This is a genomic window from Actinomadura monticuli, from assembly GCF_041463655.1.
Classification (GTDB): Bacteria; Actinomycetota; Actinomycetes; order Streptosporangiales; family Streptosporangiaceae; genus Spirillospora; species Spirillospora monticuli.
The window spans coordinates 786,464-806,985 of the sequence record NZ_JAXCEI010000001.1 but is presented as its reverse complement, the minus strand read 5'-3'; the positions used below and the strand labels follow the sequence as shown (position 1 = coordinate 806,985).

18 protein-coding genes are annotated in these 20,522 nt (G+C 67.7%); 8 read left to right on the top strand and 10 right to left on the bottom strand.

Annotated features, from left to right (window positions below; translation table 11 throughout):
* Positions 1 to 73: 73 nt before the first annotated feature.
* A complete protein-coding gene (locus SM611_RS03910) occupies positions 74 to 1,732 on the bottom strand; it encodes a DNA recombination protein RmuC (protein WP_371947386.1) in 1,659 nt (552 codons plus the stop codon).
* 299 nt (positions 1,733 to 2,031) lie between these two features.
* Between SM611_RS03910 and SM611_RS03905 the strand changes: the two genes are divergently transcribed.
* Positions 2,032 to 2,583, top strand: a complete 552-nt coding sequence (locus SM611_RS03905) for a DUF4352 domain-containing protein (protein WP_371947385.1) — start codon at positions 2,032 to 2,034, stop codon at positions 2,581 to 2,583.
* Positions 2,584 to 2,913: 330 nt separating this feature from the next.
* On the top strand, positions 2,914 to 4,167 hold the full coding sequence (locus tag SM611_RS03900) for a hypothetical protein (RefSeq protein ID WP_371947384.1): 1,254 nt from the start codon (positions 2,914 to 2,916) through the stop codon (positions 4,165 to 4,167).
* Between the two features lie 366 nt (positions 4,168 to 4,533).
* Here the strand turns inward: SM611_RS03900 and SM611_RS03895 are convergent, their stop codons facing one another.
* The 8 genes from SM611_RS03895 to SM611_RS03860 form a co-directional block, all read right to left on the bottom strand.
* Complete coding sequence (locus SM611_RS03895; protein WP_371947383.1) at positions 4,534 to 5,688, bottom strand: hypothetical protein; 1,155 nt, start codon at positions 5,686 to 5,688, stop codon at positions 4,534 to 4,536.
* Positions 5,689 to 5,702: 14 nt separating this feature from the next.
* Positions 5,703 to 6,716 carry a thiopeptide-type bacteriocin biosynthesis protein gene (locus tag SM611_RS03890; RefSeq protein ID WP_371947382.1) on the bottom strand — a complete coding sequence of 338 codons (1,014 nt, stop codon included), beginning with the start codon at positions 6,714 to 6,716 and terminating at the stop codon, positions 5,703 to 5,705.
* Positions 6,698 to 7,867 carry a lanthionine synthetase C family protein gene (locus SM611_RS03885; RefSeq protein WP_371947381.1) on the bottom strand — a complete coding sequence of 390 codons (1,170 nt, stop codon included), beginning with the start codon at positions 7,865 to 7,867 and terminating at the stop codon, positions 6,698 to 6,700. Before SM611_RS03885 ends, SM611_RS03890 begins: the two co-directional genes overlap by 19 nt.
* Entirely contained in the window at positions 7,864 to 10,962 is a 3,099-nt protein-coding gene (locus tag SM611_RS03880; protein ID WP_371947380.1) for a lantibiotic dehydratase, read from the bottom strand. Before SM611_RS03880 ends, SM611_RS03885 begins: the two co-directional genes overlap by 4 nt.
* A gap of 80 nt (positions 10,963 to 11,042) precedes the next feature.
* On the bottom strand, positions 11,043 to 11,240 hold the full coding sequence (locus SM611_RS03875; protein WP_371947379.1) for an FxLD family lanthipeptide: 198 nt from the start codon (positions 11,238 to 11,240) through the stop codon (positions 11,043 to 11,045).
* Positions 11,241 to 11,303: 63 nt separating this feature from the next.
* The gene (gene fxlM, locus SM611_RS03870) at positions 11,304 to 12,530 is read right to left on the bottom strand and encodes a methyltransferase, FxLD system (RefSeq protein WP_371947378.1); all 1,227 of its coding nucleotides are present in this window, start codon (positions 12,528 to 12,530) and stop codon (positions 11,304 to 11,306) included.
* Between the two features lie 356 nt (positions 12,531 to 12,886).
* Positions 12,887 to 13,726 (bottom strand): DUF6879 family protein, encoded by an 840-nt coding sequence (locus tag SM611_RS03865; RefSeq protein ID WP_371947377.1) that lies wholly within the window; start codon positions 13,724 to 13,726, stop codon positions 12,887 to 12,889.
* Complete coding sequence (locus SM611_RS03860; RefSeq protein ID WP_371947376.1) at positions 13,723 to 14,607, bottom strand: helix-turn-helix domain-containing protein; 885 nt, start codon at positions 14,605 to 14,607, stop codon at positions 13,723 to 13,725. The genes SM611_RS03865 and SM611_RS03860 overlap by 4 nt, the downstream gene beginning before the upstream one ends.
* A gap of 150 nt (positions 14,608 to 14,757) precedes the next feature.
* Between SM611_RS03860 and SM611_RS03855 the strand changes: the two genes are divergently transcribed.
* The gene (locus tag SM611_RS03855; RefSeq protein WP_371947375.1) at positions 14,758 to 15,462 is read left to right on the top strand and encodes an HAD family hydrolase; all 705 of its coding nucleotides are present in this window, start codon (positions 14,758 to 14,760) and stop codon (positions 15,460 to 15,462) included.
* On the opposite strand, the gene SM611_RS03850 is transcribed toward SM611_RS03855, so the two are convergent.
* Positions 15,449 to 16,678 (bottom strand): helix-turn-helix domain-containing protein, encoded by a 1,230-nt coding sequence (locus SM611_RS03850; RefSeq protein ID WP_371947374.1) that lies wholly within the window; start codon positions 16,676 to 16,678, stop codon positions 15,449 to 15,451. The genes SM611_RS03855 and SM611_RS03850 overlap by 14 nt on opposite strands.
* Positions 16,679 to 16,935: 257 nt before the next feature.
* Here SM611_RS03850 and SM611_RS03845 point away from each other — a divergent pair, with 257 nt between their 5' ends.
* From SM611_RS03845 to SM611_RS03825, 5 genes are read left to right on the top strand one after another with little or no spacing between them, the layout of a single operon-like run.
* Positions 16,936 to 17,151 (top strand): hypothetical protein, encoded by a 216-nt coding sequence (locus SM611_RS03845; protein WP_371947373.1) that lies wholly within the window; start codon positions 16,936 to 16,938, stop codon positions 17,149 to 17,151.
* On the top strand, positions 17,148 to 17,621 hold the full coding sequence (locus tag SM611_RS03840) for an SAM-dependent methyltransferase (RefSeq protein ID WP_371947372.1): 474 nt from the start codon (positions 17,148 to 17,150) through the stop codon (positions 17,619 to 17,621). The genes SM611_RS03845 and SM611_RS03840 overlap by 4 nt, the downstream gene beginning before the upstream one ends.
* On the top strand, positions 17,618 to 18,448 hold the full coding sequence (locus SM611_RS03835) for an SAM-dependent methyltransferase (RefSeq protein ID WP_371947371.1): 831 nt from the start codon (positions 17,618 to 17,620) through the stop codon (positions 18,446 to 18,448). Before SM611_RS03840 ends, SM611_RS03835 begins: the two co-directional genes overlap by 4 nt.
* Positions 18,445 to 20,007, top strand: a complete 1,563-nt coding sequence (locus SM611_RS03830) for an ATP-binding protein (RefSeq protein ID WP_371947370.1) — start codon at positions 18,445 to 18,447, stop codon at positions 20,005 to 20,007. Before SM611_RS03835 ends, SM611_RS03830 begins: the two co-directional genes overlap by 4 nt.
* Positions 20,008 to 20,035: 28 nt before the next feature.
* A complete protein-coding gene (locus SM611_RS03825) occupies positions 20,036 to 20,521 on the top strand; it encodes a roadblock/LC7 domain-containing protein (RefSeq protein ID WP_371947369.1) in 486 nt (161 codons plus the stop codon).
* Position 20,522 lies beyond the last annotated feature (1 nt).

The window sequence follows — 20,522 nt, the reverse complement described above, 5'->3', positions numbered from 1 at the left end:
CTCCCCGTGTGTGCGATCGACAGTAGAGCAACACGCATGCTTCAGCCGTTGGGTTGGCCGATAACGGTCCTTATCAGGCAGTTTCGGAGCTCTCTCCAAGCTCCTCCTCGGTGTCCTCGACCGGGCGGACCGGCGGCTCGGCCGCAGCGGCCTCCAGCAGCTCCGGCCGCTTGAGCGGACGTGCGGAGGCGTCCACGGGGGCCAGCGGCTCCAGATGTCCTTCGACGACCTTCAGGTCCTCGAAGCGGCGCGCCGTGACCATGACCCGGCCCTCCAGCGAACCGATCACCTTGTTGAACGCGGCGACGGAGTTGTCAAGGGACCTGCCGAGGTCGCGCAGATGGGTCGCCATCGTGATGAGGCGCTCGTGCAGCTCACGCCCAAGGTCGTGAACCTGCCGGAGGTTCTCCTGGAGGGCGGCCTGCGTCCAGGCGGTGGCGACCGTGCGGAGCATCGCGATGAGGACCGTGGGCGTCGCCAGGACGATCCGCTTCTCCGCCGCGTACTCGACAAGCCGAGGGTCGTTGTCGAGCGCCGCCTGCAGCAGCGCCTCGTTCGGCAGATACATGATCACGAACTCCGGGCTGCCGGCGACCTTGCTGTAGTACGCCTTGCCGGCCAGTGAGTCGACGTGCTTGCGCACCTGCTTGGCGTGCTCGGCCATGCGACGCTCCCGAGCTGCTTCGTCGGACGCCTCAAGGGCGTTGAGGAACGCCTCCAGCGGCACCTTCGCGTCCACGACCACCCGCTTGCCGCCGGCCAGGTGGACCACCATGTCCGGACGCAGCTGTCCGTCGTCTCCGTCCACCGAGTGCTGGACGGTGAAGTCGCAGTGCTCCTTCATGTTCGCCAGCTCCACGGTCCGCTTGAGCTGAAGCTCGCCCCACTGGCCGCGGACCTGCGGCTTGCGCAGCGCGTCGGCCAGGACACGCGTCTGCTCACGGCTCTTGACGTTCTCGTCCGCCAGCATCTTCAACTGCGTGCCGAGCTCGACCTCCGACTTGGAACGGGTGGTGCTGAACTCCTGCAGATGCCGGTCGATCTCCTGCAACTTCTCGTTCACGGCGCGGCCGGTGACTCCCAGCTTCTCGCTCGCGGTGGAGGCCAGCTTCGCCTGCGAGGCGTCCAGCGCCTTGGTCACGAGTGCCTCGAACTGCTCGGTCTGCTTCTCGGACGTCTCCTTGCGGAGCTGATCCAGCTCCTTGCGCGCCGCGTCGACCGTGGCCTGTTGCTGCCGCAGTCCCTCGCACTCCTGCCGCGCGACGGCGAGATCCTGCTTGAACTCCTCCAACTCGCGCTTCCGCTCATTGAGGGCGCTCTGCAGCTCCGCCTCGACCTGCCCCTGGCGGTGCATGTCGTCCTCCAGCGAGCGGAGCTGCCGGACGCTCTCCTCGGCGGACGTGGTCATCAGCGCCAGGTCCCTCTCCGCAGCTTGGAGCTTCTCTTGCGTCACCTTCAGCTCGGTCTCGAGCCGAGCTGCGCGGTCGACCTTCTCGCTGAACTTGGCGGACAGGCCGACCAGCGACGCCTTGGCCTCGTCCGCACTCTTGCGCGCTTCGTCCCGTTCGGAACGAAGCTCGTCGACCTGCGCACGGGCATGGTCACGCTGCTCTTCGGCGACCTTGCGGTCGGCCTTGACCCGGCTCCGCTCGGCGCCGGCGCGGCTGTACGCGAGCAGGTAGCCGATGATGCCGAAGACGGCTCCGGACACGAGACACAGGACGGCGGACATCAAGACATCCACGGGTTGATACCTCCTGGGAAGTGGCCGACTGATCGACAGAGGCGTCACGTCGGCGGTGGAGTGAACAGTGCGGCTCATGTGGCTCGCGGGGCCTGCGGGCCGCACACCCAGAACGTAAGTGACCCTCCGTTTTCGATCACATTGCATGGCTGGTAACGAGGGTTATCGGAGAACAGAATCCAAATCTGACCCCGCCGCCCTCTAGCGTCCTTCCCTGCCGCAGTCGCCCAGCCCGCACCGAAGGCACTGCAGCTCGACGAGCAAGGCACTCACTCCTGGAGCAGACGATGAAGAAGACGCACCTCCTCCTGCCGGCCCTCCTCACGCTCGGCCTCACCGCATGCGCACCGACCGAGGTGACCAGCAGCCCCGACGACAAGCCCGCCAAGGCGCAGAAGGCGCAGAAAGCGCAGGAGACCGAGGCCAAGGTCGGCGACACCATCACCCTCAAGGGCAACGACGAGGGGATGAAGGTCGCCGTGACCGTCCTGAAGGTCGCCCAGAAGGCCAAGGGCAAGGACGAGTTCAGCCAGCCCGAACAGGGACAGCGCTTCGCCGCCGTCCAGATCCGCCTGAAGAACGTCGGCACTATCGCCTACGACGACTCGCCGGGCAACGGTGCGAAGGTCGTCGACGCCCAGGACCAGCAGTACGAGAACTACCTCGGCGACGTCGCCCTCGGCCCGTCCATTGGCAGCTCCGTCAAGCTGGCTCCTGGCAGCACCCGCAAGGGCTACCTGGTGTTCTCCGTCCCGAAGAAGGCCAGGCTCACCAAGTTCCAGTTCACCCTCGACAGCGGCTTCGCACCCCAGTCCGGCGAGTGGCTGCTCAAGCAGTAGACCGTAGGGCAGACACCTTGCGCCAGGGAACTGAAGATCCACGCCTCAGGGTGAGCGCCGCTGCGTACGCAACTGACTGGGAGGAGCGTGTCTTCTATCGGACACCTGTGGCGGAACGCCCGTTGACCTCCCGGTTTGGGTTTACGCTTCCGCCCGTGAGTCAAATATTGGTGCTGCGTGGGCGCCAGCACCACCTTGGCAAAGGACAAGGCGTCCTGATCCTGTCTGGCCGATCCCCGATCCTCCGACACTCGAAGACTTCGCCCCCTACCCCCGATCGCCGTACACCCCGACCACCCTCAATGCGTGAAGCCACTTCAGGAGCAACCGATGGACAACGAGATTCAGCTGATCAGTGACGGTGATGGGCTGGCGGTCCTTGGGGATGCGACGGATGTCGAACGCTTCCTGGCCTCGGAGGGGCTGCCGTCGAAGGACCTTGGACTGCAACGGCTCAAGTCCGTCGCAGCCACCGGCTCTGTAGCCGCGCAGGCTGGTTCGGAGATCGCTGCCAACTCCGGCCGCTGGGTGCAGTTGACGCAGGACTCGGCGCGGGCCATCCAGAAGTACGGGCTGAGGGAGAGTAAGAAGTCGGGTCTCAGCACGGGTGTGGTGAAGGGGAACAAGGGCCAGATCAGGGGATTCGTCGAGTTCGCGAAGACGCCAAGGTCGCTGCTGACCAACCCGGCGATGCTCGCCGGCGCCGCGGGAATCATGGCGCAGATCGCGATGCAGCAGACCATGGACGAGATCACCGACTATCTCGCCAGGATCGATGAGAAGGTCGACGATGTGCTGCGCGCCCAGAAGGACGCTGTGCTGGCCCGAATGATCGGAGTGAGCTTCGTCATCGAGGAGTCCATGACCATCCGCGAGACGAGGGGGCGGGTCGACGAGATCACCTGGTCGAAGGTGCAGAACGCGCCGGCGACGATCGCAGAGACCCAGGCGTACGCATTGCGGCAACTCGATGCACTCGCCGAGAAGATGGAGCGCAAGACCAAGATCGGGGACCTGGCCGCAACGGCCAAGGGAGCCGAATCCACGGTTCGGGAGTGGCTCGCCGTTCTGGCCCGCTGCTTCCAACTGCAGGACGCGATCGCCGTGCTCGAACTCGACCGGGTGCTGGACGCCTCTCCAGAGGAACTGGACGGGCATCGCCTCGGGCTGAAAGCTGCCCGGCAGGACCGGCTGAAACTCATCTCACGGTGCACCGAGCGCCTGGTGGCCAGGATGGATGCGGCTGCCGGTACGGCCAACGCGAAGGTGCTGCTGCACCCGACCAAGTCCCCGGCTGTAGTCCAGGCGAGCAACCATGTCGCGACCGGCGTCCACGACTTCCACGGGCGGCTCGGGATTGAGTCTGCTGAGCGCTCAGCGGAGGCGAGGCGATGGGCGGACGCGGCCGCGCAGGTGAGGGACAAGGCACTCGAGACCGGAGCCAAGGGCGTCGATGTTGCGAGAAGCCGCGGTAATGAGACCCTCCACCGAGCCAACTCGGTAAAGGACAAGCTGTCCAGCGAGATCACCGAGCGAGCGCGCCGTCTGCGCGGGGACGAGCAGAAACACGATGAGGAGAACTGAATGAGTACCGACCGGGAGTCACAAGCACAGGACGACCAGGCCCTCAACCGCGAAGGGAGAGATTGGCCTCGCTTCGTGGGGTATACGACGGGTATTGCCGCGGCTGCTGTGGGCGTGGCCTACATGCTCGGCCGCTTCAATCAAACAGGGCTCGACAGAGGCTCGTCGATCAGTCCGGCGAAATCCGCGGGTAGGGGAACGTTGTGTGCCGATGGCAGTCGGTCGGCATCCTCGGGCCGTGGTACCTGCTCCTGGCACGGTGGTGCGGCTGGCTAATGCTTCTGTGGCGGTGGTGCATAGAGACTGCTCCGACCAGTGCGATAAGCGATTCGACTTGGCTCGGATTGCTTATTATAAACACTCGCCCTAGGAGCTATCGGGCAGGCGGATGGCCGCCGGGGAGTCCTTAGTTTCGAGTGATGCCGATAACGCCTTCATCGCCGTTTCGGTGCCGTTGGCGAAGGCTGTTTGGAGTGACGGTATCAATGGGCCAAAGCCCAGGCCGCTTGCGGTGACAATGTCGGCCAAGGCGCGACGTTGGCATGCGAGCAATTGAAGGTCGGGGATGCGGTGATTCAAAACGGCGCGAGCGGCGTACCCGTCGCCTGAGTCGACTGCTTCAGCCGCGACCTGCCGCAGCAGTGTGGGCGCGCGGGAATGAGGATTGATGCTGGCGAGGGTAGTGACGGTTAGACCGAGGCGGACACGGAAGAGCGCGTAGCCGGTGACCGGTTCGCTGTCGCAGAACGCGCGGATCATCGCGATGATGAGTCCGTGTAAGGCCGGGGGGTCGGTGCTGTCGCAGATTACCTTGAGGCATGAGGCGACCTGGTGTTCCCAGGGCTCGGTTGGGGTGCTGCTGTGGAGGATTTCGCGGGCTTCGCTGTGCCTGTTGCCGACGCAGGCCGCGAGGATCGCGACCTGCCGTCCTTCCAGGAGATGGGTGCCGATCCCCCGATGTGCTTCGGCCAGGGCAACTGCGTCTTCCCACCGTCCCATGGAGGTCATGGCACGAGTGCCGTCGGTGAGGAGTTGCAGCCACACCCATTCGCGGAGCTTGTTCCGCCCCTCTTGGCTTCCCGTCAGCTGCCCAAGCGGCAGGACGCGGCCGTCGACCATTAGGTCGGTGCCGGTGGTGACCGCGTGGTGCATCTCCTTGAGGATCCGCAAGGCTGCTTCCGGGTCTCGGTCGCGGATGTGGAGACGGGCCAGGTTGACGACCGGTTCGAGCATGTAGCGGGCTTGCAGCGTGGTGAGCCGGTGCCCGGCTGGGCGATAGCGGTCGATGTGCTGCCAGCACAATTGACGGGCCTCCTTGCCGAGGCCGTTGTCGCTGGCCAACAACGCGGCCTTGTTCAGCGCGTGGGCTGCGCTGTGGAGCGCGTTGGCGTCCTCCCGTTCCGCGATGCAGGCGAGGTCAACGATCTCTTGGACGCGCTCGGGCAGGGGCGAGCACACCGGATGTCGGCGGCCAAGGAGAGGGAAGTATCGGAGGGCTGTCTCTTGCGTCCTCGGGTCCATGGTGGAGTTCCGTCTCAGGGCGAACCGTTGTCAGGCGGGGACAAGAATGCGGCGGTGGCAGCGCGGGCGAGTATGCCTTGGGTTGTTGCTGAGAGGCCGAGCCGGTTCCAGTGGAAGATCACCACGTGCGTGAGGACTGCTCTCAGCCCCCGATCGAGCCGGCCCGCGGCGGCAGCGGCGGCGAGTAGTCGGCCTGAGGCGCGGAAGGCGTCTCGCCAAACGGTTGCGAATTCGGATTCACCGTTCAGGGCGAGCAGCGGGTCGGTGGGTTGGGCGGCGGCGTACATGAGCGCGCGGACGCTGTCACACAGGTTGTCGACGGCGTTGGGGGCGATGGGCTTCTGTGGGGGTGGACGCAAGCGTGCGACTCGGTGGAAGACATCGCCGTTCTCGAACCAGTCGAGTCCCGCACCTTCTAGCAGAGCGTAGAGAAGGATGATCGACAGTTCTCGGCGGTCGACGGCTGGGGGCTCGTGACGCGCGTAATCCAGGACGCCTCGGCTGCAGGCGCAGAAGAGGTCATGGACGATCCGCATCGCCGTGGAACCGCCGAACGCGGCGTACTCCGGTTCGTAAACCGACGTCCGCCAGTTTTTGATCAACTTGGCCTCGGCGAGGTCGGTGAGCGCCTTGGCGATCTGCTCGTGGGCGTCGGCGTACAGATGCTCCGGGGTGGCCTTGCTGCGTAGGCGCAGCCGCCAACAGGGGTGCTTGCGCAGAAACCACCAGCCGGCGATGACGCCCTGGCGTTGGAGTGCGTCCAGACGCGGTCCGAGTCGAGCCGCCGCGATGCTCTCGGCCTGCTCCCAGTCGGGGAACTCGACGAGGACCTGGCACCAGCGTTGCTCGGCGCGACGCTCCAGGGCCGCGTATCCCGCCGCCATGTACACCTGGACGGCTTCGGAGAGGTCGGTCGGGACCAGGTTGTGGCCGGTGGCGGCGGCGTGGAGGTCCGTGCCGGCCAGAACGGCGAGCGTTCCGGACGCGAGTTCGGAGGGTTCGGCTTCGGTTAGTCGATCAGCAGGCATCTGTCCCATCCAGTGTGGGGCGGCGCGCCGCTTCGTGCGGTGTCCAGTACCAGCTCTACGCCGGCGCGTCCGGTCAGTAATCCGCGGTCAAGACGGTCCTGGGGAGTGGCATCGCAGGTGAGCGCTGTGGCCAGGGCGGGGAGTCGCTGGAGTAGGGCTGGGTCGCTGCTGTCGTGAGCGGCGTGATAGACGGCCTGGTAGAGCCCGGCCAGGCCGTGGCAAATCCCCGGTTCGGTGATTCGGGCTAGGTTGCGGTGAGCAAGGGACGCCAGCAGTGCATGTTCGGCGGTTCGCTGACGGGCGGTGTCGCCGGTGGCGATGGCGGCAAGTTGAAGCGCGCGCGTGATCCCGGTGCTGCCGTAACACCACGACGGGCGTCCAGGTGCCTGCTGGGCGGGGTGGCCTGCACGAAGTTCGGTGCGCGTGATCCATTGCGGCCACCACGGGCCGTCAGAGGTGTCCTGCCGCCAGTGGTCGAACCAGTTCGCCAGCTGGTGGATCGCTTCGTGGTGCTGGTTGACGACGTGACCGCGGCGTGCGGCCAGGGCCAGTAAAGCCAGGATGCCGGCGGTCCCGTGCGCCATGCCGAAGTTGGCGTGGCCACCGGGCGTCGGCAAGGTCGGGTCAGGGTCGTGCGATACCCACCACCCCGGCAGTTCGCCCCCGGTGTGCCGCCGGGGGCAGGTGAGCCGTACCAGGTAGCCGAGCACTTCGGCGAGGACGTCGCTGCCGGGCCGGCGCACCAACAGCAGGGCGCCCATGCCGACCAGGCCGTGGAAGAGGTCGTACTCGGAGAAGCAGGCATCGTCGCCGGCGTCGATCCTCTGCATGGCAGCGGACACGCGTCGGTGCGCCAGGCGCGTCACGTGACCGTCCAGGACGGCGAGAGGTTCGGCGTACCGTTGCCGGCCGTCGGCGTCGGCGATGCCGAGCAGGAATGCGAGGGCTGGAGCTCCGAAATACAAGCTCGCATGATCGCCTGCGTCAACGGGGCCCCTGGCCGTTTGTTGGATCCGGCGGTGCGCGTCGCCCCAGCTGCTGCGGCCGGTCAGTGCGCGTTCGACGTGGAGGATCGCGATACCGGCTGTTCCGGTGGCGAGGGATTGATGCTGCGCATGGTCGGCGGCGAGCGTGATCGGTGGTGACGTCACGGAGCGCCGCCCGGGGCTTGGGCGGTGGCCAAATTGCGGAGTGCTACCGCGCGCGCCAACCGGCTTGTAGTCGCCTCGTGGACGGGGTCGAGACCGAGTGCCCGGACATGGTGCTCATGCAGCAACGTCTTCATCGGCTCTACGGGATCACGTTGACCTTTGAGGAGGTTGTAGTAGGCCGCTGCAGCGCGCGACCGGGCCTGCCAGGCGGAGGCGACCGTGTCACCGCCGGGTAGCGCACGCACAGCAGCGAACCCGTTCACCGCGTCGCCAAGGCGTAGTGCTTGATCGCGTGATCCGGGATCGAGAGGGCCAGTGCCCTGCTTCAGGCAATGGGTCAGTGCGCGATAGCCGGACGGAGGGTCGGGGGCCAACGTCGCGGCAAGGTGAGCCATGGACCCCGCCGCGATCGCCTGCCCCGATATTCCACTGGAATCGGCCAGCTTGATCTGGGCGATGGCGGCTGCGGTGTCGGCGGCGAACACGTTCTCGGCGGCCTCCATGGCCGGACCGTGCCCATATCGGCCGGGGTGCTCGGTGGCCCGGGTGAGCGTCAGGTGCCCGACCAGACCGCGTCCCCTGAGGTCGGTGGTGAAGGCCGCCAGCCGGGCGGCCACCGGCCCGTACTGGGAGGAGTCGGCGAGCCGGAACAGCAGCACCAGGTACTGGTCGGCTTCAAGACGAATCAGGTCTCTGTGCCGGCGAATCCACCATCGCTGGACGGACCCGCCGAGTTGTTCCGCGAAGACGGGAAGGTGGCGCGTGAGGATCGCGTCGAAGCGCGCTGGGTTGCCCACCAGGTGCGCACGCAAGAGTTCCGTGTCGCCCGGCTGATGGATGAGGCCGGGCGACGCCGTCACTGGAGAGGTCGGGGACGGGGAGACGGCGACCATGGGGATCACCAGCTCTGTAGGGCGACCTATCCAGCCCAGGGCGTCCGGCGGTGCGTCTTCACGCAGTTCGATCTGTTCGGTGCGCTGCAGCCGGGTGCGGAGCAGGTGACGATCTAGCGGCCTGTTCAGGTCGAGAGGTAGGCGCAGTTCCCCTTGGCATGCCACGACACGAGTCGGCACCCTCCATCGGGCGCGCCATCTCCTCATCCCCGCCTCCCACTCCTCGCCGGCGCCGGTCACCTGGCTGCTGGTGAGGAGCCAACGCGCCCCGGACAACACCGTGCGCCGGTAGCGGATGCGCGGCACGTACGGCAACGTGCGGGCGGCCCCCAGATCCAATGGGCCGAACACGGCGCTGCGAGCGTCCGTGACCTCGGCCAGGAACCGCGCCAACGGCGGGGTCTGCACGCTGGTGTCCAGCGCATGCGGGATGTGCGCGATCACACGCCGTCCCGTAGAGCGCTGCACCAGATACATCTGGTCAGAGTCGGCGGTGACCGCGAGATCCGCTGGCCTGATCACGTGGTGGTCGAAAGCCGCGGTGTCGGCGTACTCGGAGAGCGGCAGCAAGGCCGTCCCGGAGTGTGGGACGACACGTACGACGTTGTCGTTGTGCGGGCGGCGCGGCGGGAAGGACAACAGCGCGACGATGGCATCGTTGTCGGCGTAGCTGTCGGCGAGACGCGCACGGTCGGCCTGGTCCAGCAGGTGGGCGAATCTGCCGATCATGCTGGTGTGGGCGCGCGGCGCGGCCACTACTCGCAGCTCGAAATCGCCCTGGTCGATCGACTCTGTCGATGCAGCGTGCAGGGCGACACCGAGTTCGACACGGCGCGGGGTGAGCGCTTCGGAGTGGTCGCCCACCGTCAGTGCTCGGACGTCGTCCTCCGTCAGCGATATCTCCTCTGCCCCGTTCATGGTCGCCTCCTGGATCAGCGACAGCAGGACCGCGTCACGCTCGGTCAGCATTCGCCACGCCGGTCTGGCACGGGGCGCACCCAGGTAGCCGTGCGGGTAGCCCAGCCCCGAGTCGGCGAGCAGCTCTCGGACCGGAACCAGTGCGCCGAGGCCGTAGCGGGCACGGAACCGGGAGTGGTAGTCCATCCACGCCGCCGTGCCGAACGGCTGAGTGGAGAGCCTGTGCAGGACGTTGGCCGCGCGTTCGGTCTCCTCCAGGACGAGTTGGGGGAGGGCGATGTGAGCGTCGAGCCGCAGGTCCGCCGCCAGCACATGGTCGGCCCCTGGTCGCAGGGCGCGCATGCCGGTGGTGACTGCGGTGCGAAGCGAGGCCGACTGGGCTTTGTCGGCTGTGGCGTTGTGCCGTGCCATCTGTGTGCCGATCGCCTCCAACTGCTTCTGCAACGAGCTGATCCCGTCCATCTTCTGATCGCTGAGTTCTCGGGCGTTCGCCGTTCGGAGCGTCCGGACGAGGTGTTCCAGCGGGTCAAGGGCCGTCGACGGAGGACGCAGGTAGGTGATGAGGAAGCCGCCGTCGACCAAGTCGTGAAGCATTTGCTGAATCCGGTCGGTGGCGACGGCCGGGAACCGGTCGCCTACCTGTTGGGACAGGGTGTCCAATCTGATCGGCGTGGCGGCTCGCTCAATGGCGTACTGGACGGGTGCGGTGAAGCGCACCGATGCCTCTCGAAGAGGTCCCGGTGAGCGCGCCCCCAACTCGGCGCGTCTGGGGACGATGAAGCGGCCGTCCCGGACGATGCCCGCGTTGTCGGTCACCACCGTCAGCCGTCCCAACAGGGCCCAGTTCTGCTCAAGTTGCTCGATCAGGCCGGCGACCCATTCGGCGTCGGCACGAACTACTAGCTGGTGAGCAGTGCCGAACTTTGCTGATGCCGGGCCTATCTCGGCAGTGGTGATCCCGGCGAAAAGGCCGAACGGGGTGGTGCGCCGCTCCCACCGCAGCATGTAGGACGTCAGCGACGTCACGGTCCGCCGGAGCCGGCGGTCGGAGACGTGGCCGGTGAGGAGGCGGTCGATCTGTGCGGCCAGGATGGGGCTGGCCAGTGCGACCGCCTCGCGGACGTCGGTGCGCGTCCAGACTTGCTTCAACCATGCCCGCCCGTCCCGGCGAAACGCCACGGGGTCGGCCGGGTCGAGGTTGCTCGGCGGGGTGATGTCCTCGGGGCACGTTGTCGCACGTATCAGCACCAGCCCCGAGTGCCGGAAACGCAGGGGAGCCGCCATGGCACATCCTTCCCGTGCACCATCGCCCCACCGGACGGCGCCCTCGTGACGGGCGCCGCCTGGCGGGACGGTCAGCTATCTCAGGCCGGGTCGTTGGAGCTGGTGCTGCAAGCGCTGGTGCTGCACGTGCTGCCGCAGCCGTCGCTGGTGGAGCACATCATGGTCACTAGCGGGGTGGTGGTCTCTACCACCCGCATGTCCAGGACGAACTCGTCCTCACTGACGTCGGCGGGGGCGTCCAGCAGTTCGGTGGCGTCCAGGGTCAGATGTGGGGCCATCGGCTCCTCCTGAGGTACGGGACGGGCAAGGGGTGGTGCTTCCTGGGTCACCAAGAGCGGGGGTCAGTCCGCCTCAGGCCAGGAGATCGAGACGGCCCCGTGCTGCTTGGTGAGCACGGCGGAACGTCCGGGGGGAGGGACGGGACGGCTGCCGGTCGGCCAGAACTCGAACGCCGGTTCGCTGGAGCGGCCGTGCAGGTCCCATGCCTGCACCTGCTCGGTGAGCGCGGTGCCGGCGGCTTGACCGTGGGATCCGTAGGCGGTCGCGCCGAACTCGACGCCGCCGCCGTTCAGCGCGGGCCGCACCGCCAGGTAGGCGAAGGCGTCGTCGCGCACCACCCCGAACGGGAACCACGTCCTGCCGAGCTGCGACGCCAGATCGGTTGCCGGATCGGCACCGACACGGCAGAAGCCCGGGAGAAAGGCCGCGAACCACAGGTGTAGGTCGGCGAACGAGACACCGTTGGGGATGGTGACCCCCGACCACACCGAGACCGGTCCGGTCGCCAAGACGCTGTCGAGTCCGGTGATGGGCTCGGGGATCTCCGTGTCGAATTGCAGCTTGATGTGCTTGCCGTGCCGGTCTGGAAGCAGGAACGTCCGCTCGGTGTGAGCTCCCTCGCCCCTCATCGGGACGAAGCCCGCCAGTTCGACGTCGACGCTCACGAGGTGGTTGCCGCGGCGGCGGAAGGCGATCGTCCGGGTCACGCCGTTCAACCGGAGCGGCACCACCAGGATGCCACCGGCGGTGAGCTGATCCAGCCAAGCCGGGAGGACGTCCCAGGCGCCGACCGTGACGAGGATCCGATCGAACGGCTCGAAACCGGGGAGGGGGTGTTGGGCGTCGGCCTGCACGACCGTGACCCGCCCGCCGTATCCTGCCACGTCGAGCAGGTCATTGGCCCGCTTGGTGATCTCGGCGTCGATATCGACGCTGACGACGTGCCCGTCCGATCCGACGACTTCGGCCAGAAGAGCGGCGTTGTAGCCGCCCGACCCGATCTCCAGTACCGCCATACCGGGTGCGAGTGCAGCCATCTCGATCATGCGGGCCTGGATGTAGGTCGCGCTGACCGAGGAGATATGCGCCCCGTGCTCGTCGGTCTTGGTAATCACCGGGCTGTCGACGCTGTAGACGACGTCCAGCGGCGTGCCAGCCGGGACGAACATCTCCCGCGGGACGGTGCGGAACGCCTTGTCCACGGCTGGTGACACGATGCGGCCCTGGGCGAGCAGCTCGTCGGCCAACTCATGGCGCAGTCGTGCCGCCGGACTGGAGTCGTCGGTCATGTCCACTGCATGGATCACGTGGTTCCCCCGGTTGGTCGATATCGCTGGCACGTGCTGATCCCTCGCCGGGTCCGTCCAGCCACGGACGGACCCGATGCCGCTGGGAAGCCTGACATGACCTGGCGACGCTCACCGGGAAGCACGCCCGACTTCGGCGGACGAGCCAGCTGACGCGATCGGCTACGAGAAGTCGCCAAAGCGCTTCACGAAGCCGACCCCGATGGGAAACGGTCATGGCCGGCTCCCCCGCAGGCGGGGGAGTGGCTGCACCCCTGACCTTGACGCTCTGGAACCGTCCCCGGAAAGAGATTTGGCGCTCTTTGGCCCCTCACCGCGGGGTGAGGAAACCACAGCCTTCAGTCGCGGCTCGGGAGTTCGTATTGCTCATGAGGGATCGCGCGCTCCCACACCCGCTCGAACGCGGCCAGGCAGCGCGCCACCACGTCCGGATCGTTGCTGCTCTTCTCCTCAGGGATTTCGGTGCCGTCTCCAGAGCAGAAGTTGAACATCACCAGCTTGTGGTCGAACAACCAGAAGTCCGCTCCGGGCAGCATGAGGTCCCACGCCCGATCACGCGGCAGCCAGCGCACGTCCTCACCAGCCGCGACATTCTGCGAGGTGAGCATGTGCTCCCATCGGATGTAGTCCGACGGCGGCTCGGACACCACACGGGCGCGGCGGATCGTCACACCACGCCCCACCGCGTCCTGGACGATCTTCTGCCACTTCGCCATCTCGTACCAGCCCGAACCGCCCGACACGAACTCCTGGTAGGCGTAGTGGGAGGGATCGTAAGCGTCGCGCATCTCCAGATGCAGCGCGGTGTGCTTGGCGCCCTGGAGGACCTCGGTGCTGTCCGCCGGGCCGTGCCCGAGACGCCCGGGCTCGTAGGTGCCGGCGGCGGCCTCGGCGATGATCGACGCCATACGGGCGGGAAGCCGGACCACGGCCTCATCGGAGTGCAGGTTCCCGTGCCTGGCGATCTCGGCGATCAGCAGCGGATCCGTGACGAGCAGCCCCTGAAAGTAGAAGTCGCCGCTGTCGGGATCGACGTACACCGCAGGGCACCGGCCCTCTGGCGAGTCAGGGTCTTCACCGACCAGATCGAACGCCACCACGGCCCTCCGTTCAGCACCGAACAGGGAAGTCGAGAAATGCTTGCGGTTCTCGCCGACCTTGACCCTGTCCCGGCTCAAGCGTCAAGCCGATCGAGTGCACTGGTGATGATTTGTCTGGCTTTCTCACCGTGCACGGCCAGACCGAAAAGCCGCTCCCAGGCTGCCACATAATCAGCGATCTCAGTCGGCTGGGACACCGACAAGAACCCCGACACCAGCTCCACCGTGACCAGCTCCGAATCAGTGATGACGAAGGTGTGCTCCGGCCACACACGATGCCCGGCACGGGAACGATCGGCTGCCAACGGCACGATCCCGAGCGACACCGACGGCAGCCCCGCCACGGCCAGCAATTCCAACAACTGCTCGGCATGCACCTGGACGGGAACTACACGGTGATGAAGGACCTGCTCCTCAAGCAGGAACACGAACCGAGCGTCAGGACGCCGCAGCACCCGCTGCCGATCCATGCGCTCTTCCACCGCCGCAGCGACATCGTCCACCTCGACGTGCTGCTCAACGCGGACCGATTCCAACGCCGCAGCGGTGTACGCCCTGGTCTGCAGCAGCCCAGGGATCACATGCGTGCAGTAGGTGCGCATGAGCTTGACCCGCTCATACCGGTCCCGGACGGTCTCCTGGGCGGCCTTGAGACCACCTCGGTTGAGCTGCCGGTAGGTCAGCCACATCCGCTCGACGCTCGCCTGCTCCGCCAACAACTCGCGCGTGCGCTGCTCAGACGCCCCGCATATCCCGCACCACAGCCGGACATGCTCAGCCGACGCCGGACGGACGGCCCGCTCGATCTTCGAGATGTTCGTCGAGTCCCGCCACCCGGCCCGGCGTGCGAACTCCACACCGGAAATCCCCGCAGCCGTACGGAGCTCGCGGAGCTGATCGGCCAGCCGCCGCCGGGCGGCCTGCGCACTGGACGAAGACGACGAGGGCATCACCCCCATCCAAGCGCAGCTACACGGGCCGCCAGCAACTCAACGGGGACAAGCCGAGCACGAGCAAGTCCACGACCCCCCGCGCTGCTTCAGAAGGGTTTCGCGCTTTGGTCACCGCAAGATCGACCGGCATCGACCGGCAGCGCCTACGATCCGGGCGTGACGACCACATTGGTGCTCTGGGACATCGACCACACGTTGATCAGTATCGGCGGCCTCAGCGGCGAGATCTACCGCAGGACCTTTGAGCAGGTCACTGGGCGTTCGATACGGGAGCTTGCCGACATGACCGGCGCGACCGACCTCGCCATCATCACCGCCACCCTCCAGCTCCACGAGATCGAGCCGACCCGGGAGCTCGTCACCGAGTTCGCTCGCCAGCTCGGCGGCGCGTTCGATGCCTGCCGCGCCGAGGTCGCCGTCCGCGGCCATGTCCTGCCCGGTGCCCGTGCCGCGCTCGACGCCCTCGCGGCCCACGAGACCGTGCTCCAGTCCGTCCTTACGGGCAATGCCGCGCCGATCGCTCGTTGCAAGCTCGCGGCGTTCCACCTGGAGAGGTTTTTTGACCTTGAGGTTGGCGCGTACGGGATGGACGACACCACGCGCCCGCCCATGGTGCGGCTGGCCCGGCGGCGCCTCCAGCAGCTGCGTGGTATTACGACCGACGCCGCCCATACCGTCCTGATCGGCGACACTCCCAAGGACGTTGAAGCCGGCCACGAGGGCGGCGCTCGCGTCGTCGCCGTCGCTACCGGCTCCAGTACCGTCGCTGACCTTCGGGCCGCTGGCGCCGAGCTCGTCCTGGACGACCTCGCCGACACCAACGCCGTCGTCCGCGCCGTAATCGACGTCAGCGGCCCTTGACCGTCGCGACCATGTCCCGAACCTCCGGGACGTCCTCGTACGGTTCGAACGACGTCATGAGTTCCTCGAACCGCTCGGCCACCCGGGCTGATCCGATCTGCAACGTCGTCTCGTACGCGGTCTCGGCGACCTGGGCGGCCCGCGCCGGTTCGCCTTGGAGTAGATGGGCGGACGCGAGCCGGGTCCGGTAGTGCGCCAGATCCCGCTGGTGATCCGGCTCTGCGGCCTCGACTTGGGCGACCACATTCTGGAGCGATTCCACCGCTTGGTGGGCCATTGCGGGGTGTGCCTTGGCAAGGTCCAGTAGACACGCGCCGCGTTGCGCCGCGATTTCGACCTCCGACACATACCCGAGCCACTGGGGCTCGCCGGCCGCTGCCGGAGCGGCATACTCGGCGTCGGCGAGGTCCAGGTGTCTCAGGCACGCATCGGCCTGGCCGAGGCGGGCGTGGGCTCGCGCCGTGCGGTCGTGCAGGATGGCACGCGTCTTCGGTGTGCCGGCTGCCGCCGCGAGCGTGCTCGCCGTCGCTGCCAGCGAGAGCGCCTGGCGCGCCTCGTCCCGGTAGAGGAAGTGCAGGCTCATGTAGCCCATCGCGTGTGCGGCCAACCCCAAATCCCCGATCTCGTGGGCCGCATAGACCGTCGCGGAGAGGTGCCGGCCGACGTCGCCGTGCCGGTTCGCGTCGATCGCCAGCCATCCCGCGATCTGCGTGAGCCCGGCCATCGCCACATGCAGCCGCTGCTGTAAGTCGGCGGTGAGCGCGGACGATCCGAACAGCGCCGCAGCGAACTCGACCTGGTCGGCGACCACCGCGCACAGTTCGTCTCCACCGAACTCGGCTTCCAGGCGGTACAGCCTCCGCAGCATCCCCTCCACCCGCTCGATCGGAGGGAGTCGGGACAGGTCCGCAGTAGTCGGGGACGACGGTGCTCTCAGCAGCATCGGCAAGGCATCGAGCGCCGGTGGTCCTGCCACGGCGAACAAGTCGTCTTCGGGCAGTCCGAATACTTGGGCGTAGGGGGCTGCCCATTCGCGGGGGCGTTTGCCGTTCTCGTATCCGCGGATCTGCCGAGCAAGACTCTTGACCTGCGTCGGGGTGGGCGTCACGCCAGCCGCGGCCCACAGTTGTTTCGCCATCGTCGCCTGTGACCAGCTGCGGGCCACCCGTTCGGCTTGCAGTCGTTTCGCCCACTCCGGTCGTGGGTTGTCGGTCATGCGCGCACCCATCCGCGTGAACCGGTCGGCGGATTCTCAAAGACTCCGCCCTCAGTCCGCAAGTATCCGCCTACCCGCGACATAGGTGACGGGCTTTCACTATCCGTGACCTAATCGCCGCGGGTACAGGGGGAGTTGTTCATGGCCGCAACGCCGCCGTACGTGGACCCGTGGCGTCTGATCACGGCGGTCGGAGACCGGTCCCGCATCGGAAGCCGTCGCCGTACGACCCCGCGTTCGGCCAACAGGGAACCAGCATGAACACAACGACCGGTGCCCCCGTCACACGGGACAAGGCACTGCTGAAGCGGGACTTTCCGGACTGGAACTTCGTCCACTCCGACGCCGACCGCTGGTGGGCGTTCCTCGACCCGAAACGGCGGGGGAAGGACATGGCCACCGCCCGGACCACCGCCTTGGACGCCGACACGGCCGAGGAACTCTACAAGCTGCTCGCTGAGGCGACGTCATGAGCGGCATCAGCGAGGATCAGTGCCTGGCGTTCAGGTGGCCGAGTACAGCTCGCATGTACAAGTACTTTCTCCGCGGGAAGTCGTGGTTCGACGTGGATCGCGTCGCCGCCGAGGGCGTGCTCCGGTCTGCGCCTGACGCCGGGGCCGTGCGGCAGCGGTTGGCGCCCGGGAGTGTTCGAGTGATGTCGCACGCGACGTCCGCGGCGACGGACGCCCGGTGGGTCTCGGGAATGGAGCAGGCGTACGACGACGCCACCAACCGCATTCACTTCCGTGCCGAGGCGGAGATCGCCGGTCTCCTCGCCGGTTGGGATGCGGTCGATTCGCCGGCTAGGTGCGACGTCGCCCGCTGGGGGCTGCCCACGCCATACGACGGGCAGCCGGGTCGGCACGTCCGGGTCGTCGGTATGCCTGCCGTGCTTCCCGACCTCCGGCAGGGGCGGGTCCGTGCGCGAGGCGGTGCCCAGTGAGCGGCGGCGAGATGCCCTTCGGCCGGGCCATAGCAGAAGGTGAACTCGGCGGGGGATATGACTGCGGCCGTGCCGCGCTGGCTCGGTTGTGGGCCTTTTGGGGCGGTGGGAAGGACTTCGACCCGGCCGATCGTGCCCTCGGGGAGACGGTCGCCGCGCGGTTCCCGCAGGTTGAGTCGCTGGCTCGGCATCGGCTGGCGTTCCGCAGCCGGGTGGTGCGGACGCTGGTGGGGGAGTGCGGCATCGACCAGGTGCTGGTCGCCGGTGTCGACATGCCGATGGACGACGAGGTCCACACCCTCGCCCAGTCGGTCAACCGGAGCGCCCGCGTCGTCTACGCCGACGCGGATGAACTGGCGATGCTCCACGCCGAGGCCCTCTTCTTCGGCGACTGCGTCGGCACCTGTGGGTTTGTGAAGGCTGGGCTGGACGACCCCGGCGCGGTCCTGGAGGGCGCCGCAGCGACCCTCGACCTGGACCGGCCGGTGGCGGTGTTGCTGGTCAATAGCTTGGACGTCCTCAATGATCCGCAGGCGGTCGCAGCCGTGTCCGTCTTGCGGACGGTGTTGGCGGCTGGCAGCTACATCGCGTTCTGTCACCTGACGGCTGAGCACGATCGTGGCCTGGCCGCGCTGGGGAGCATGTGCGCCGGGATCAGCCCTGCCCCACCTTGCGTGCGCAGCCCCGCGGCGCTGGAGACGTTCTGCGCCGGGATGGGAGTGATCCCGCCGGGGCTGGTGTCGGCGCCGGCGTGGCGCCCGGATCCTGGTGCATGGCAGGCTCCGACCTCGGTGGATCTGTGGTGCGCCGTCGGGGTGTTGCCATGACGACTCGTCCCGTTCAGGCACCGATCCGGCCGGGCGGCGAGGAACCGTCCGGACAGGTTCGTGACCACGCACGCGAGCTGGTCGAGCGCCTTGAAGCACGTGGGCTACGCGCATCGGTGGTGGTGAATCGCGCTGACCCGGCGGGTGCGATCGCGGTGACGGCCCAGCGAGTAGACGTCCGCCCCTACGCCGGGCGGACGGTGTTCTTGCTGCCGGCCGAGGAGTTGGGCGGTCTGTACTGGCATTGGCGGCGGCGTTTCCCTGACCACCTGCGGACTAAAGCTTGCTGGTTCCAGCCGTTCTGCCGAGCCGGTGACATCGTCACGGCCGTCGATGCCGTCGTCGCGGCGATCGATGCTGACGTGCGTGCCCGCGCCCGCCTGGCGCACGCTGCGGTCATTGGGCCGGATGCGGCGGAGGAACCCGACCGGGAGGTTTTGGTCTACGTCGGGTACCGCGTGCATTCGCTGGTGAGCCGGATGCTGGCCAGGCTCAAGGCGATCGAGAAGGAGTACGAGGACCCCGATCTCCTGGACGAGTTGTACGCGCTGGACCACATGGCGACGCAGCTGCGCCGCGCCGCCGAGCGGTTGGCGGTGCTCGGCGGCGTCACCGCGCGGCGAGCCAAATCGCCGATGCTGCTGTCCACGGTCCTGCGGCAGGCGATCGCCGAGGTCGAGCAGTTCAGGCGGGTCGGGCTGGTCCTCCCCGAGCGTGATGTCCCGGTCGTGGGGCATGCGGGCCCGTCGATCATCCATGTGCTGGCCGAGCTGGTGGAGAACGCGACCCGGTTCTCCCGCCATGACAGTCCCGTGCTCATGGCGCCGGTCGAGATCGCCGACGGCCTGGGCGTCGAGATCCGCGACCGGGGCCTGCCGCTGTCGGCCGAGAAGCTGGAGGACCTGCGGCGGATCCTGGCCGAGCCGCACGAGATCAGCTCCCGCGAGCAGGTCAGGCAGGGCCAGATCGGCATGCTGGTGGTCGCGCGGCTCGCCGCCCGGCTCGGCCTGCGGGTCGAGCTGCATCCGGAGGAGTCAGGGACACGCGCTCTTGTCGTTCTTCCGCCAGCGCTGCTGGCGGACGCGGCTCCGGTCTCGACTCCGGCCGCAGGCTCTGTCCAGGGCCCGGTGCAGAGCCTCGCCTGGCATGCACGGGAGCTGCCGCGTCCGACCCGCGCGGCCGTTTCGGCTGAGTTTCCCTCGGACGGCCCCCTGCCAGCCCCGCTGTCCACCGCTGACGCTGTCCCGGCATCAGCGGTGGCTGAAAGCCCGTCGAAAGAGGTCGCACCGACTGAGGCCGGAGGTGAAGCCTCACCGCACCCGCCCTCCGAGGACCGGTGCACGGAGACGTCCGAGTTGAGCCACGACGGCAAACCGGCGCTGCCCCGGCGTAGCCAAGCGGGGCCGTCGGCCCAGCCCCCCCGGCCTGCGGAGGAGGTGTCGGCCCAGGCACCGGTCCGGCCGCCGAGCCCTGGGCTGATGGCGGCCTTCACCGCCGGCATCCGCAAGGGGCAGGCCACCGCTCCGCAGGACGACACCACCCAGCCGCAGACCGACTGACCCCTCCCATGTACGGAGAGAGACGAGCATGACGACGCGTATGCCCCCGATATCGGTCACCTCGACACCGGCCGATGATGGACTGAGCTGGCTGCTGGACGAGTTCGTGGGCCGGGTGATCGGTGTCACCGCCGCGCTGCTGGTCTCGCGGGACGGTTTGAAGATGGCGGCCGCCCGTCTGGCCGACGACCAGGCCGACAAGGCCGCGGCATGGGTGGCCAGCTTGCACTCCCTGGCGCGATCGGCCGGCGCCATCAGCGGCGTCACGGCCAGTGGTTTCCGGCAGGCCGTCATCGAGGACGACGGCGTCCTGGTGTTCGTGGTGAGCGCCGGCTACGAACGGCACGGCGGCGCCGGCCTGGTCGGCAGCGTGTTGGGGATCTTGGCGAGCCCGGACGCCGACCCTGGTGTCATCGGCCACGAGATGGGCCTGCTGGTGGGAAGCGTGGCCGATCACCTGGCCACCCGCACCCGCGGCGGCGCCCACCTCGGTGCCGGCGGCGGGGCCCGGTGAC